Source organism: Capnocytophaga sp. oral taxon 863 str. F0517, from assembly GCF_000466425.1.
In the GTDB taxonomy this organism is placed as follows: Bacteria; Bacteroidota; Bacteroidia; order Flavobacteriales; family Flavobacteriaceae; genus Capnocytophaga.
On the sequence record NZ_KE992117.1, the window covers coordinates 132134 to 147298 of the forward strand.

The 15165-nt window shown below is 40.9% G+C and carries 12 protein-coding genes; 3 read left to right on the top strand and 9 right to left on the bottom strand.

The window, feature by feature from the left end; translation table 11 throughout:
• The first annotated feature begins 3 nt into the window (after positions 1 to 3).
• The gene (gene recG / locus HMPREF1551_RS04925; protein WP_021627951.1) at positions 4 to 2106 is read left to right on the top strand and encodes an ATP-dependent DNA helicase RecG; all 2103 of its coding nucleotides are present in this window, start codon (positions 4 to 6) and stop codon (positions 2104 to 2106) included.
• Here the strand turns inward: recG and ribD are convergent.
• From ribD to HMPREF1551_RS04940, 3 genes are read right to left on the bottom strand one after another with little or no spacing between them, the layout of a single operon-like run.
• Positions 2103 to 3098, bottom strand: a complete 996-nt coding sequence (ribD, locus tag HMPREF1551_RS04930; protein WP_021627952.1) for a bifunctional diaminohydroxyphosphoribosylaminopyrimidine deaminase/5-amino-6-(5-phosphoribosylamino)uracil reductase RibD — start codon at positions 3096 to 3098, stop codon at positions 2103 to 2105. The genes recG and ribD overlap by 4 nt on opposite strands.
• The gene (gene prmA / locus HMPREF1551_RS04935) at positions 3095 to 3928 is read right to left on the bottom strand and encodes a 50S ribosomal protein L11 methyltransferase (protein WP_021627953.1); all 834 of its coding nucleotides are present in this window, start codon (positions 3926 to 3928) and stop codon (positions 3095 to 3097) included. The genes ribD and prmA overlap by 4 nt, the downstream gene beginning before the upstream one ends.
• A gap of 24 nt (positions 3929 to 3952) precedes the next feature.
• Positions 3953 to 4501, bottom strand: a complete 549-nt coding sequence (locus HMPREF1551_RS04940; protein WP_021627954.1) for a hypothetical protein — start codon at positions 4499 to 4501, stop codon at positions 3953 to 3955.
• A 95-nt stretch (positions 4502 to 4596) separates the two neighbouring features.
• On the opposite strand from HMPREF1551_RS04940, the gene HMPREF1551_RS04945 reads away from it, so the two are divergent.
• Entirely contained in the window at positions 4597 to 5496 is a 900-nt protein-coding gene (locus tag HMPREF1551_RS04945; RefSeq protein WP_231374957.1) for a ComEA family DNA-binding protein, read from the top strand.
• 66 nt (positions 5497 to 5562) lie between these two features.
• Positions 5563 to 6642 (top strand): mannose-1-phosphate guanylyltransferase, encoded by a 1080-nt coding sequence (locus HMPREF1551_RS04950; protein WP_021627956.1) that lies wholly within the window; start codon positions 5563 to 5565, stop codon positions 6640 to 6642.
• Between the two features lie 5 nt (positions 6643 to 6647).
• On the opposite strand, the gene HMPREF1551_RS04955 is transcribed toward HMPREF1551_RS04950, so the two are convergent.
• The 6 genes from HMPREF1551_RS04955 to HMPREF1551_RS04980 form a co-directional block, all read right to left on the bottom strand.
• On the bottom strand, positions 6648 to 7763 hold the full coding sequence (locus HMPREF1551_RS04955) for a glycosyltransferase family 4 protein (RefSeq protein ID WP_021627957.1): 1116 nt from the start codon (positions 7761 to 7763) through the stop codon (positions 6648 to 6650).
• Complete coding sequence (uvrA, locus tag HMPREF1551_RS04960; protein WP_021627958.1) at positions 7760 to 10600, bottom strand: excinuclease ABC subunit UvrA; 2841 nt, start codon at positions 10598 to 10600, stop codon at positions 7760 to 7762. Before uvrA ends, HMPREF1551_RS04955 begins: the two co-directional genes overlap by 4 nt.
• Positions 10601 to 10727: 127 nt before the next feature.
• Positions 10728 to 11393, bottom strand: a complete 666-nt coding sequence (locus HMPREF1551_RS04965; RefSeq protein WP_021627959.1) for a trimeric intracellular cation channel family protein — start codon at positions 11391 to 11393, stop codon at positions 10728 to 10730.
• A gap of 2 nt (positions 11394 to 11395) precedes the next feature.
• Complete coding sequence (locus tag HMPREF1551_RS04970) at positions 11396 to 11698, bottom strand: thioredoxin family protein (RefSeq protein ID WP_021627960.1); 303 nt, start codon at positions 11696 to 11698, stop codon at positions 11396 to 11398.
• A gap of 95 nt (positions 11699 to 11793) precedes the next feature.
• On the bottom strand, positions 11794 to 13026 hold the full coding sequence (locus HMPREF1551_RS04975) for a metallophosphoesterase (protein WP_034544320.1): 1233 nt from the start codon (positions 13024 to 13026) through the stop codon (positions 11794 to 11796).
• An 84-nt stretch (positions 13027 to 13110) separates the two neighbouring features.
• Positions 13111 to 15153: an HD family phosphohydrolase gene (locus HMPREF1551_RS04980; protein WP_021627962.1), complete on the bottom strand. Its 2043-nt coding sequence runs from the start codon at positions 15151 to 15153 to the stop codon at positions 13111 to 13113.
• Between the last annotated feature and the right edge of the window lie 12 nt (positions 15154 to 15165).

The following is a 15165-nucleotide window of genomic DNA, read 5'->3' on the forward strand; positions in this document are numbered from 1 at the left end:
GATATGAGCATTTTGGAAACTCCTATTGAATACCTAAAGGGAGTAGGCCCCCAGCGGGCTACCCTACTCAAGAATGAGCTTCAAGTAGCTAATTTTCAGGATTTGCTACACCTGTTTCCTATACGCTATATCGATAGAACACAATACTATAAAATACGTGAACTTCAGGGTACCACAGCAGAGGTACAAGTCATCGGACGTATTATCAATCTAAGAACCGTCGAAGGAAAAAACAAAGCACAACAGCGACTTGTCGCTACCTTTGTGGATGATACGGGAAGTATGGAGCTGGTTTGGTTCCGCCCTACCCAGTGGCTAAGAGACCACCTGCTGATCAATGTGCCTTATGTCATCTTCGGCAAGTGTGCCCTTTTTGCAGGAGCTTTTTCCATGGCTCATCCCGATATGGAAACCCTTGAGGAACATCAACATTCCCTACAAGGAAATATACAAGCGGTATACCCCTCCACTGAAAAACTCTCTAAGAAGGGGATCAGCCAACGAGTAATGCGCAAGTTTGTAGAGACTTTATTTGTTGAGGTTGGTAAGCACTTTGAGGAAACCTTACCCAATGAAATGATGGCACCTTTGCGACTCCTCACCAAGGGGGAGGCACTCTTCCAAATCCATTTCCCTCAGTCTCAAGAACTCTTAGCCAAGGCACAATTCAGACTAAAATTAGAAGAACTTTTCTATATACAATTACAGCTTGTACAGAAAAATCATCTGAATAAAAAACTTAAAGGATACCAATTTCCTAAGGTCGGTGATTATTTCAATACTTTTTATCACAAATATCTTCCCTTTCCCTTGACTAACGCCCAAAAGCGAGTTATCAAAGAAATTCGTAGTGATGTAGCCACAGGAGCTCAAATGAATCGCCTCCTACAGGGAGACGTAGGGGCAGGAAAGACTATTGTTGCCCTCTTTACGATGTTACTTGCTCTCGACAATGAGTTCCAGGCCTGCCTTATGGCTCCTACCGAGATTTTAGCACAGCAACACTACCAAAGCATAGCCTCCCTACTCTCTCCTATGGATGTACGTATTGCCTTACTTACAGGGAGTACCAAGACCAAGGAGCGAAGAGAGATACATGAGGGCTTAGAAAGTGGTCAATTACAGATTGTTATAGGTACTCATGCTTTGCTGGAAGACAAAGTAAAATTCCACAACTTAGGGCTTTCCATCATAGACGAACAGCATCGTTTCGGAGTAGAGCAACGCTCGAAACTCTGGCATAAGAATGACTTGCCCCCTCATGTTCTGATTATGTCAGCCACTCCTATTCCTCGTACCTTGGCCATGAGCCTTTATGGAGACTTAGATGTTTCTGTAATTGACGAACTTCCCCCAGGAAGAAAACCTATCAAAACCCTTCATCAATATGAACCCCATAGAGCAAAAGTCTATCAGTTCCTTCATGATGAAATCGCCAAGGGAAGGCAGGTCTATGTCGTCTATCCACTGATAGAAGAGTCCGAAGCCTTAGCCTTCAAAAACCTTACCGAGGGGTACAACCTACTTTATACTACTTTTCCTCCCCCTAAATACACCATCGCTATGGTACATGGTCAGATGAAAGCAGAAGAGAAGGAAGCTCAGATGCAACTTTTTGTAGAGGGAAAGGCTCAAATCATGGTAGCTACTACTGTAATAGAAGTGGGGGTCAATGTACCTAATGCATCCGTTATGCTCATAGAGAGTGCAGAGCGTTTTGGTCTTTCTCAACTACACCAACTACGTGGCCGTGTAGGCCGTGGTGCCGAGCAAAGCTACTGTATCCTGATGACTGATATCAAACTTAGCAGTGACTCCCGTACCCGCATGGAAACGATGGTCTCCACCTGTGATGGTTTCCAAATCGCAGAGGTAGACCTAAAACTACGAGGCCCTGGAGACCTGATGGGTAAGCAACAAAGCGGGGTACTTGCCCTGAAGATAGCTGACCTTGTTAAAGATGGACAGATCCTAAAAATAGCTCGTGATTATGCTATTGATCTTATCCGTATCGACCCCGAACTGACTGATCCTAAGCATCAGAATATAGCTCATACACTGAATATGCTTAGAAGAAATAAAGGGATATGGAACTTTATTAGCTAAAGATTTCTATATATCAACAACAGATCTGTTGCTATCGGTTGGATAGCCTGCAAATCGCTTTGCAACTGGGGTGCGCTAAGTCCTTCAGAGAATCGAGTATCCCCTACAAATATACGTGCTTCGTCCCACAAGCCTTCATCTATAAACTGTTGGAGTACTTGGGCGCCTCCCTCTACAATAAGGCTCTGTATCTGTCGCTCATAGAGATAATTACATACCTGCTTAGGCATAGAACAATTAGGAGATATGGTAAGAACAACGGCAGGATCACCCTGAAAGACCGCTAAGGTCTTAGGTAGCACATGATCATTGTCTATAACCAAGCGCAATGGATTATCTCCTACCCAATGGCGTGTCGTTAGGGAAGGATTATCCTTCTGCACAGTATGTTTGCCTACCAAAATAGCCCCTTCCTGAGCGCGCCATAAATGTGTAAGTTGTTGGGAGAAAGCGTTGGAGATCCATACAGGTTTCTGCTGTTCTTGCTGTAAGGGTGCTATAAATCCATCACGAGTTTGTGCCCACTTGAGGATAATATAAGGTCTCTGCTGGGCATGGAAGGTAAAAAAACGAGCATTCAGCGCCTGACATTCGGCCTCCAAAACTCCTACTATAACCTCTCGACCAGCTTGCCGTAGGTGTTCGATCCCCTTACCTGCTACTTTGGAATTGATATCTACACAGCCAATGACGATCTTAGGGATTTCTTTTTCAATAATCAGGTCTGCACAAGGGGGCGTTTTCCCAAAGTGCGCACAGGGCTCCAAATTTACATAAAGAGTACTTTCCTTAAGCAGGTCTTTATCCTTAACCGAGGCAATGGCATTGACCTCGGCATGGGGTTCTCCTGCCTTGGCATGCCAACCCTCCCCTATGATTTTTCCTTCATGAATAATCACACTGCCTACCAATGGATTAGGATAAGTATAACCTATAGCCTTACGAGCTAAGGATAGGCAACGCTGCATGTATCGCTCATCTGTAGTCATCATGATAGACATTGGAATTTGGCTGATACCCAGCGATTTCGCTCTATATGGCTTATATAATGTAAGCCTACTGCTTCTGCACACTCTTGGATAGCTGGTAAGTCTTCTATATAAAATCCACTAACCAAGAGCAATCCCTCAGGAAGTAAAGCCTGAGCATAAGCAGGTATATCAGAAAGTAAGATATTTCGGTTGATATTGGCTAAGATAAGGTTATACTGTTCTCCTGCAATTAGAAAAACATCTCCTTCTTTTATAATGATAAAGGAGCAATTATTCTGTTGGACATTCTCTGTAGCATTCTCTACACACCAAGGATCTATATCGATAGCAGTGATATCACGAGCACCGCGCAAAGCTGCCATGATAGCCAAAATACCCGTACCACAGCCCATATCCAAAACCTTAGCCCCCTCAAGAGAGAGAGACAGTAGTTGCTGAAGCATCATATAGGTAGTCTCGTGATGCCCCGTACCAAAGCTCATTTTGGGAGTAATGACAATATCATAACGTGTATTAGGCACAGGATGGAAGCTAGCGCGTACTGTACAAAGATCCTCCACTACAATAGGTGAAAAGTTCTTTTCCCACTCCTCATTCCAATTGACCTGTTCTATCTCCTTTATTTGGTAGGAAATGGTAAATTCCGGATTGCTTAGCAGATAAATATCCTGTAAAATTTGTTCATTCCAACTATCTTTAGGAATATATGCTTTTATTCCTGTGGGGGTATCCTCGAAACTATCAAAGCCAACTTCGGCAAGTTCAGCTATCAAAATTTCTGATCCCATCTCAAGAGGTGATACTGTAAAATCGTACTCTATATAATTCATTATCAATAATTAATTATTAATTGTTTAGGCCAATTCTAAAGCAGCAATTTCTACTTTTTCGCCTTCTTTTGTTTCACAGATGATAGAAATATAGTCAAATCCATTTCTTTTTACCTCCTCCCAAGAAAGACTTTCCCCATTGAACAGAGTTACCATATCATCTTCATCTATTTCATAATCTTCCTTTTCTTCCTCATAATCAATAGAATAACCAAAATCTATATGAATCTGACAAGGAGCAATATTATATTTCACCAAGATGCGTTTTTCTACTTCTTCTAGGTCAAACTCATCACAGAACATAGCATTATAACCATGTTGATAACCATCAAAAAGCAATATTTCTTCACATGTTTCTATATCTTTGGCTACTATTTTACAAGGAATTGGCATCTCATCCTCATAATTATCTACAATAAAAGGATACTTTCGATCCTTTATTCCCAATAATCCTCCATAATAATATACTTCAAAGAGGGTTTTTCCCTTTTTTGATTGTATATCTACCGAAAGATAATCACCCTCTTTTACATCTCGGACATTATCACTTAAGTAAGTAGGCACTCTATTCATGAATAAACCTTTGTTATTTAGTAGGTGCAAATATAGGAAGAATCACAATGACTGCCAAATATTTTTCTTGTTTTTATACTCCAAAAATCGTACATTTGTTAGCTCTTAACCGCTTCTCTTATCAGATGAAAAGATATACTACAGGTATCTCCTATTGGACTAAGCAACAGAAACGAGGTGTTTTTGGGCTTGTCTGTGCCTGTATATTACTACAAATAGCTTATATAGTGATAGATATCCCCTCTGCGAAACAGACTTTCTCTAAAGAGCAACTCATAGTTTTTCAACAACGAATTGATAGCCTAAAGGCACAAGAGAAGGCCAAACAATATACGATAAGCTCTTTTAATCCCAATTTTATCTCCGACTACAAGGCTTATGTTTTGGGGATTTCCGCCGAAGAACTCTCTCGCCTACAGTCCTTTAGAGAGACGGGAAAGTATGTCAATTCAGCTAAGGAATTTCAAGAGATAACAGGGGTCTCTGATTCGCTCTTGAGCACTATAGCCCCCTTTTTCAAATTCCCTGATTGGGTAAGCAAGAAAAAAGCAGGTTCTTTGGAGGCTTATGATAATAAATCCTCGGCAAAGATTATCAAGAAAGACCTCAATACTGTCACCACAGAGGACTTACTCCCTATACGAGGTATAGGAGAAAAACTCTCAGAGCGTATTCTAAAATATCGCGAGCGCTTAGGAGGTTTCTCTCATAAAAAACAACTAAGCGAGATATATGGTCTTTCTGATGAAGTGGTTACAGAAGTATGGAAGCACTTTGACTTACTAAGCCCCGCACATATCACCAAGATAGATGTGAATCTTGCCTCTAAAAAAGAACTATCCAAGGTTCCTTATCTAAGTTACAAAGAGGTAGAAACCCTCCTTATCTTTCGGTCAGAGCAGGGAAATATCCAATCATTAAATGAATTGCAAGCGATAGGTTTCTCTGCTGAAAAGATAGAACAACTTGGCTGGTATCTAAAGGTAGAAAAATAGTTCTTTTTCTTTGCTTAATTGATTAATATATTGTATTTTTGCGCGTCATTATTACAAATAAAGTGTATGAATAAGAACCATTATGCCATTATCATGGCAGGGGGTATTGGCTCTCGCTTTTGGCCGGTAAGTACTTGGGCTTTTCCTAAACAATTTCATGATATGTTGGGAACAGGACAGACCCTCTTGCAACGTACCTACGGGCGCTTAGCAAGCTTTATCCCTAAGGAAAATATTCTTATCTCTACCAATGAGATTTATAAAAACTTAGTAAAAACACAGCTATCTGGCATCTCTGATGAGAATTTGGTATTGGAACCTTCCATGCGCAATACGGCTCCATGTATTCTCTATGCTACCATGAAGATCCAAAAGCGCAATCCCAATGCTGTTTTTATTGTAGCGCCTTCTGACCACTGGATAGAACAAGAAGACGAATTTCAAGATAATGTAAAAAACTGCTTCGCGCTATGTGAGACTCAGGATATTCTGATGACCTTGGGTATCAAACCTACCTTTCCCAATACTGGTTATGGCTATATACAGTATGACAAGGCCGATAACAAGCCCAGCAAAAAGGTACTGCAATTCACTGAAAAACCAGACTATGAAAGAGCCAAACAGTTTCTTTCGGAAGGAAACTATCTATGGAATGCCGGAATTTTTATTTGGCGTACAGAGAGTGTATTAAAGGCCTTTGAGAGATACCAACCTCAGATGTTTGCCCTCTTCAAGGAAGGAGAAGTGGCTTATAATACTTCTGAAGAATGGCTATTTATTAAAGATAACTATGGAAAAGCAGAAAATACATCGGTAGACTATGCCATTATGGAACCTTCTGATAATATCTACGTATATCCTGTAGGTTTTGACTGGAATGACTTAGGTACTTGGGGCTCCTTACATGAGAAATTGGCTAAGGATTCTAATAACAATGCGGTAGTCAATGCACTTACTCTCTTTAAAAACGCCTCTGACAACATCATTCGTACTGATACCAATAAAGTGGTAATTGTAGATGGGATCGAACACTATATCATCGTAGATACCGCTTCAGTTCTGATGATCTATCCTAAAGAAAAAGAACAGAGTATCAAGGAACTCTTGGGAGAAGTCAAAGAAAAGTTTGGTAACAACCTCTCTTAACTCATTTAAGAAATCACCTTTTGATATACCTTCAACAGATTTTCACAGACGTTTTCGTCTGTGAATTTTTGTACATAGCTGTAGCCTTCCTCCCTCATCTGTTGCATACGTTCGGGAGCGGCAAGAAGTTGCTCTATCATACTTCTAATCTCCTGAGCCGTATTTTCAGTAGAGTTTATATAGACACTACCACTCCCTCCCGCTTCTTCAAAGCAACTTCCTTTGGAGGTAATGACAGGAGTTTTAGAAAAGAGGGCTTCTATAATAGGAATACCAAAACCTTCAAAAACAGAGGGATAGCAAAAAATAGTAGCCATTTGGTATATCATAGCGAGCTCCTGCATGGATACCCCAGAGAGTACCCTTACCTGTGATTGCATATCATTTTCTTTGCAATAAGCCTCTATCTTCTCATAATAGGCTGTTTTTTTTCCTACCATAATCAGCGGCAAGTCTGTCCCCTTGAGGGCTTTTACAATCTCCAAAGCGTTCTTTCGCTGCTCTATAGCCCCTACATTGAGAACAAATCGGTCGGGTAGAGCATATTTTTCTCTTACTTTGGCTTTTTCTTCCTCCGTATAAATTTGCTTAAAAGCGGCATGACATCCCTGATATACTACCGATATTTTATTAGGATCTATATGGAAATAATCTACTATATCCCGCTTGGTTTGTTCGCTGATGGCAATAATGTGCTGCGCCTTTTGAGCAGCATAGCGAAACTTGAGAGTATGTATTTTTCTATCAAAAGTACTGTACCACTGGGGAAAACGCAGGAAAATAAGGTCATGTATGGTTACTACTGTAGGAACATATTTGTATATACCCACCGAAATCTCCCCAGAAAGACCATGATAAATATCTAATTGCTGCTCTCTGGCAAGTGCTGTGATATGGAAGAGCCTCCAAAGACTTTTTAGTTTTCTCCAAAAAAAGCCTTTAGGATTGAGCTCGATAGTCCTTGGGGTGAGCTTTACCCCTAAGAATTTCCTTTTTTTTGGGTTAAAAAGTACTAATTCCGCTTCTGTTCTCTCTTGCAAGATACGAATCAGGTCGCGGCTGTAGTTACCCAAACCGCGAAAGTTATGAAAAGCCCGCTTGGCATCAAATCCTATTTTCATTTCATTGTCTTTAAAACCTCTTTCAAAAACTTGGCTGTGTAGCTCTTCTTACTCTTAGCTACTTCCTCTGGAGTCCCCATGGCAACTACTTGCCCTCCTCCTTTGCCTCCCTCAGGGCCTATATCTATGAGGTAGTCCATCATCTTAATCACATCAAGGTTATGTTCTATAATAAGTACGGTATTGCCTTTTTCAGTGAGTTTGTTAAGCACCTCCATAAGGATCTTTATATCTTCGAAGTGAAGTCCCGTAGTAGGTTCATCCAAGATATAGAAAGTATTACCCGTATCACGCTTGGAAAGTTCGGTAGCCAGCTTGATACGCTGTGCCTCCCCCCCTGAAAGGGTCGTAGAGGGTTGCCCTAAGGTGATATAACCCAAGCCTACTTCCTGTATGGTCTTGAGCTTTCGATAGATTTTAGGTATAGGTTCAAAGAAAGCCACTGCCTCGTCTATAGTCATAGCCAGTACATCGGCTATGGATTTTCCTTTGTAGCGAATCTCAAGAGTTTCTCGGTTAAAGCGCTTGCCATGGCAGGTCTCACACTCAACCATAACATCGGGGAGGAAATTCATTTCGATCACCTTCATTCCTCCTCCTTCGCAGGTCTCACAGCGGCCACCTTTGACATTAAAGCTAAAACGTCCCGGCTTATAGCCCCGAATCATCGCCTCCGGAGTATGGGTAAAGAGGTCTCGTATTTCAGCAAAAACACCTGTATAAGTAGCAGGATTGGAGCGCGGAATACGCCCAATGGGAGATTGATCTATGTCAATTACCTTATCGATATGTTCCAAACCAAGAATCTGCTTATAAGGCATCGGTTTTTTCAGTGCATGATAGAAATGAGTATTGAGGATAGGGTAAAGTGTCTCGTTAATTAAGGTAGATTTGCCAGAACCTGATACACCTGTTATCCCTATCATCATTCCTAAAGGGAATTTGACCGATACATTTTTGAGATTATTCCCCGTACAACCTATCAGTTCTAAAAAATGTCCATTACCCTCACGTCGTTTCAGAGGCACCTCTATAGCGCGTTCTCCATTGAGATAAGAGGCCGTCAGGGTATGTGCCTTGAGCATCTGCTTGGGAGTACCGGAAAAGATCACCTCTCCCCCCCCCTTACCAGCCTTGGGGCCTATATCAATCACATAATCGGCATGTAGCATCATATCGGCATCATGTTCTACTACTACTACCGAATTGCCTATATCACGAAGCGATTTAAGTGAATTGATCAATCGCTCATTATCCCGCTGATGTAATCCAATACTAGGTTCGTCCAAGGTGTAGAGTACGTTGGTGAGCTTTGAGCCTATTTGAGTTGCCAATCGGATCCGTTGTGCCTCTCCCCCTGAAAGTGTCTTAGAGCTTCTTCCTAAGGAAAGATAATCCAATCCCACATCTAAGAGAAAACGCAGCCGTTCACTGATTTCTTTAAGAATCTCATAAGCTATTTTTTGCTGGCGGTCGGATAATTTTTCAGGCAAGGTATCAAACCACTGCATCAGCTCGGCTATATCCATGGCAGAAAGCTCGGCTATATTCTTATCTGCAATACGGAAGTACAAGGCTTCTTTGCGCAAGCGAGTTCCCTCGCACTCCGGACAAGGCTTTTCTTCCATAAAATCCTTCGCCCAACGCTGCGTGGAGGCGCTACTCTCTGTATCTTGGTATTGTTGTTCTATAAAATTGACAATTCCTTCAAAATCAATAGAGAAATCACGAGTTATCCCCATCACTTCGGATTTTTCTGAGAATTTCTCTTTTCCTCCAAAGAGAATCATATCTATAGCCTCCTTGGGGAGCTTCTCTACTGGATCGGAGAGTTTGTGACCAAACTTCCTTAGTATGGTTTCCAATTGCTGGAATATCCAAGTCTTCTTCTCAGCTCCTATTGCGGTGATCGCTCCTTGTTTGATAGAGAGCGACATATCGGGAATGAGTTTGCTCAGCGTAACCTCCTGTACTGTACCCAATCCATTACAGTGCGGACACATCCCCTTGGGAGAGTTGAAAGAGAAAGTATTAGGTTCAGGCAGAGGATAGGAAATCCCTGTGGTCGGACACATAAGGTTACGGCTGAAATAACGGGGTGTTGTGCTCTTATCGGCCAAAATCATCAGGATCCCATTGCCATGGCGCATGGCCGTTTGTATACTTTCGGAAAGGCGATGCTGGGTCGTATCGTTATGCTTGATTTCTAAGCGATCAATCACCACTTCTATATCATGGGTTTTGTAGCGATCGAGCTTCATTCCATACTCTATTTCTCGGATTTGGCCATCCACTCGGACTTTTAGGAATCCCTGCTTGGCAATTTGCTCAAAAAGCTCACGATAATGTCCTTTGCGAGACTGTATAATAGGAGCTAAGATATGAATTGTCTTTCCTTGATACTCTTGAAGGATCAATTCTTGTATTTGACTATCGGTATAGCTAACCATCTTTTCTCCTGTACGATAGCTATAAGCATCCGAAGCACGCGCATAGAGCAAGCGCAAGAAGTCATAAATCTCGGTAATCGTCCCCACGGTAGAGCGAGGCGACTTGGAAGTAGTTTTCTGTTCGATGGCAATCACAGGAGAAAGCCCATCTATCTTATCTACATCAGGACGTTCCAGTCCGCCTAAAAACTGACGAGCGTAGGCAGAGAAAGTCTCTATATAGCGGCGCTGTCCCTCTGCATAGATGGTGTCAAATACCAAAGATGACTTACCGCTACCCGATAAGCCCGTAACGACGACCAGTTCATAACGAGGAATCTGTACATCTATATCCTTGAGATTATGTACCCTTGCTCCTTGTACTATTATATTTTTATCTTTTTTCATGTATTGTAAAGCAAGCAAAATTAAAAGAAAGTACTTACTTTTGTTCCGCAAGCCTACCTATAGAGACTCGCTGCTACAAAAGTAAGTAACTCCTATTGAAAAACTAATATTTAAGAAAAAACTATGTTTAGTTAAGAAACTTAGGAAGTTCCCAATGGTGTTTTATTGAAAGCATACGTACGGCAATCACCACACAGATGGTGATGAAAACAACCCAATTGTGATAGTTAGCCATAATACCATTGAACAAGAAATAAACCGTACCTCCTGCTACACAGGCTGTAGCATAGATTTCTTTTTGGAAAATAGCAGGCATTCTGTTGGCTAAAACATCACGAATGACCCCTCCGAAACTTCCGGTCATGGTACCCAGTACAATGGCAATAGTAGGAGACAAATCAAAGCGAAGTGCTTTCTCCAACCCAATAATGGTGAACACCCCTAACCCTATCGCATCGAAGAGGAGCAACCAATAGTTCCAATGAGCGGCAAACTTGCTTTTGAAGAGGATGGTAAAGGCTACACTCAGGGCTATCATGAAGATATACATCAGGTTCTTCATCCAAAAAACCGGAATACTACCGATCATAATATCACGGAGTGTTCCTCCTCCTACTCCTGTTACAAAGGCTAAAATAAACATGCCAAAGACATCCATACGTCGTTCTAAACCGAGTAAGACTCCCGAAATTCCAAAGACAAAGGTACCGATAAGGTCCCATAGATAAATAGGGTCTGTAACGATCGCCGTCATCTCATGACTTAGGCTATCCCATAGTGTGAATTCGTCCATTTTTATGATTCTATAAAAGGTTTGAGTGCATTAATAAGACTATCGGTAGGTTGTAAGGCTTCGGTACGCCATACAAGCTCTCCCCTATGGAAGATCATATAAGTAGGTATCCCATTGATCTGCAATTGCTTGGTGAGTTCCTTATTCTTATCTATATCTATTTTGATCACACGTACCGCCTCACCTAAGGTATCAGCCACTTGCTGGATGGAAGTGTTCACATCATCGGTCAGATAATGCCAGCCCGCATAAAAAACGATAAGAACAGGCTTGCTAGTACTTATTATATCTCCAAATACTGACATATTTACTATAGTTTTATTTTACAAAAAATATCATTGGCTTGCTATTGCGCTGCAAATATAAGATTTTTTCCTGAATTAAGTTAAAAATGATAGCTTTAATTTTGAGGATTAGCAGGGGTGTTTTTATCCTTTTTTTTCAGTTCGATCACTGTAATTTCAGGAGGCATCCCCACGCGACCTGGAAAAGCCAAGTAGCCAAAGCCTCGATTCACATTGATATATTTACCTTTTTCTTTGTATATTCCTCCCCAATATTTGTAACGCCAACTAGCAGGACTCCACTTAATCACCCCTGGTATCTCTATACCAAACTGCATCCCATGAGTATGTCCACTTAGGGTCAGGTGAATAAACTTAGGATGATCCATCGCTTCATATTGCCAGTGTGTGGGATCATGTGAGAGTAGAATTTTGAAATCCTTCTTATCCACCTCTTGCAAGGCCTCTCGGAGATTTCCTTTTTTAATAAACCCCTGTCCCCAGTTTTCCACTCCTACCACCGCAATACGTTGCTGGCCACGGGATAGAAATACAGATTCATTATTGAGCAGACAAAAGCCCAATTGCTGGTGTATTGCCTTGAGATCTTCTAAGTTTTTAATCTTATCCTGCTCTGAATCCCACTGCACATAATCTCCATAATCATGATTCCCCAATACAGAGTATACCCCATCCTTGGCATGCAATTGCTTGAAATGAGAGATCCATGGAAGCATCTCCTCCGCTCTATTGTTGACCAAATCTCCCGTAAAGAAGATTACATCACCTTTTTGAGCATTGATCATATCTATTCCATATTGTACTTTTTCAACATCATCAAAACTTCCTGAATGAATGTCAGAGATATGCACAACTCTATAGCCATCAAAAGCATCAGGAAGGTCATCAAAATAAAGCGTATGCTTGATGACACGGAAGTTATACTTACCCCAGAGCATTCCATAAATCATCCCCGCAAAAGGAATAGCGGCCACTCCCATCCCTATAAGACTTACAAAACGCCTACGAGAGGGAATTACTTTTTCTTTTTTCATCCGGAAGGGCGCACAGAGCAAGCGGACTAAGGTTTCTGCTAAGAAAAATACACTTATAAGCGTAGCCAATAAGAGCCATGAAAGAAAAAGTCCAAAAGAAAACTGCCTATGGTGATCCCATACTCCTGAAAAAGATTCATTCCAATAGTAGAGGAAATAGAAAAAGAAAAAAGCCGATAGTAAATAATATAGGTAAGTAAAAACCTTATACTTCACGGCCTTACGTACACAAAAAGCACTCAAGAGTACCATCAGTACATAGAAGATACAAAAATAATTAATAAAATGATGCATTTCCTATCCTGTTAAACAGCCTGCAAAAGTACAACAAAAAGGGACAATACAGCACTATAATAAAGATATTTTTAACAAAAACAACTATTTGGGATAGGCAATCCGCAAGTGATAGATATTAAAGAGCTTTTCCTTGAGTACCTTCTTGATTTTCTCAATGTCTTTGAAGGTAATATCAGCATTGAGATATTGTTTTTCCTCTATTTGTTTTTTAATAATAGCCTCCACCAAGGCATCAATGGCCTCTGTAGTAGGATTGACCAAACTCTTGGAGGCCGCCTCTACCGAATCGGACATCATAAGGATAGCCGTCTCCTTGGAAAAAGGAATAGGCCCTGAGTAGCGAAAATCATCCTCATTGAAGGGTTCTCCCGAATCTAATTGCTTCTTATAGAAATAGTAAATGAGGCTATTACCATGATGTGTTCGGATAAAATCAATGATATGGTCAGGGATATTGTTGGCACGCGCCATCTCGATACCATCTATCACATGGCTCTTGATAATCTTAGCACTTTCTACCGCTGTAAGCTCGTCATGGGGATTGACTGAAGTCTTTTGGTTCTCTGTAAAGAAGAGCGGATTCTTCATCTTCCCTATATCATGATAGAGAGCACCTACACGTACTAGCATCGCATTGGCTCCAATGGCAAGAGCACTGGCCTCCGCCAAGTTCGAGACCTGCAGAGAGTGTTGGAAAGAGCCTGGTGCCTTTTCAGAGAGTTCCCTTAGGAGCTTATTATGGGTATCAGAGAGTTCCAAAAGGGATACATTGGATACCAAGCCGAATATCTTCTCATATATATAAGTGAGTGGTTGTAAGAATAGGGTCAAAAAGCCATTAAGGATAAAGAGCCCAATGGTAGGATAGTGAATTCCATGAAGGCTCCCTGTGGATATCATCAGCTGACACAGATAGGTTACAATATAAGCCAAAACAATGTAAGTAATGGTAAGAAATAGATTAATCCTATAGTGCATCCCTTTGGTATCGAACAAAAGTACGCCTGCTACAATAGCATTGGTATAGATGAATTGAAAACTATTGGGTACCACAAAGCCTATAAGCAGCAAGGTAATCAGGTATAAAAACATTCCCAAACGCAGGTCAAAGAAAGCCTTCATCACCAAAGGAAAGATACAGATAGGTAAGGCATAGATGTAGTCCGTATCCACCCTCGCTGTCCAGGATATTCCTGCGACAAAGAGCAATATCGTGGTAAAGATCAGCGTTACAATATTGTTGTTGTCAAATAATTCTTTCTTAAAATGATACAGATAGAGCAGTATCATACTCACTAACATAGAAATAATGAGTATATATCCCAAAAATGACAAGGTTGTGAGATGTTCTGCCCCATTAAGGGCGTATTCCTTCTGCAAAGAAGAAAGCATCGTAAGTCGCTCTCCGGAGACAAACTGTCCTTTTTCTATAATCAATTGTCCCTTTTTGACAATTCCATAAGAATGAACTATATTCTTAAGTTGTTCCTCTAAAGTTCGTTGCGTAAAATACTCATTGACAAAAATATCGGGCAACATCACCTCTGATAGAATTGCATAGTAAGTATCCATATAGGGCGCAAAGGGCTTTTCTGAAAAATAGGAAAGCACTGCATCTTTGGTTTGGTTCAGAAAGAAAAATTTGGTAGGTGCAAAAGTAAATACTTCATTTCCCTCTACTAAGAAAACCTTCTTATCTGTCAGCTCATCAGAGGCATAGAATACTCCATAGTGATAAGCTTTTTTAAGAAAATCCTCCCCTTTGTGCACAAGTTTTTCTTGAAGAACAGGCTCTTCAGAGGCGAAGTAAGTCCTTGCTTTCAGGTAATAATTCTTTTGAACAGAAGCCAAGACCGTTGTATCCCTAAAAAAATAAGTAGGTGATTGACTTTCTATATATTCCTTTTCCTTGGAAAGCTGCTCATTTGTTTTTTTCAAAGTAAAATCAAAAGGAGCATATAACGCAGGATATAACCATGGTTTCCCTGCCTGAAACTCATAGGAGAACTTGCTTCCTTTGGGCAAAAGAAAGCTCATAGCCACCACAAGTACTACTGCCAAGAAGAGCTTGTAGAGCAATCCTTGCTTAGCATATAGTTTGTACCAAAAATGTTTTATAGCCATAAGTATATGGAT

Coding starts and splice junctions, on each gene's coding strand:
- recG (WP_021627951.1), top strand. CDS start 4: ATGAGCATTTTGGAAACTCCTATTGAATACCTAAAGGGAGTAGGCCCC.
- ribD (WP_021627952.1), bottom strand. CDS start 3,098: ATGATGACTACAGATGAGCGATACATGCAGCGTTGCCTATCCTTAGCT.
- prmA (WP_021627953.1), bottom strand. CDS start 3,928: ATGAATTATATAGAGTACGATTTTACAGTATCACCTCTTGAGATGGGA.
- HMPREF1551_RS04940 (WP_021627954.1), bottom strand. CDS start 4,501: ATGAATAGAGTGCCTACTTACTTAAGTGATAATGTCCGAGATGTAAAA.
- HMPREF1551_RS04950 (WP_021627956.1), top strand. CDS start 5,563: ATGAATAAGAACCATTATGCCATTATCATGGCAGGGGGTATTGGCTCT.
- HMPREF1551_RS04955 (WP_021627957.1), bottom strand. CDS start 7,763: ATGAAAATAGGATTTGATGCCAAGCGGGCTTTTCATAACTTTCGCGGT.
- uvrA (WP_021627958.1), bottom strand. CDS start 10,600: ATGAAAAAAGATAAAAATATAATAGTACAAGGAGCAAGGGTACATAAT.
- HMPREF1551_RS04965 (WP_021627959.1), bottom strand. CDS start 11,393: ATGGACGAATTCACACTATGGGATAGCCTAAGTCATGAGATGACGGCG.
- HMPREF1551_RS04970 (WP_021627960.1), bottom strand. CDS start 11,698: ATGTCAGTATTTGGAGATATAATAAGTACTAGCAAGCCTGTTCTTATC.
- HMPREF1551_RS04975 (WP_034544320.1), bottom strand. CDS start 13,026: ATGCATCATTTTATTAATTATTTTTGTATCTTCTATGTACTGATGGTA.
- HMPREF1551_RS04980 (WP_021627962.1), bottom strand. CDS start 15,153: ATGGCTATAAAACATTTTTGGTACAAACTATATGCTAAGCAAGGATTG.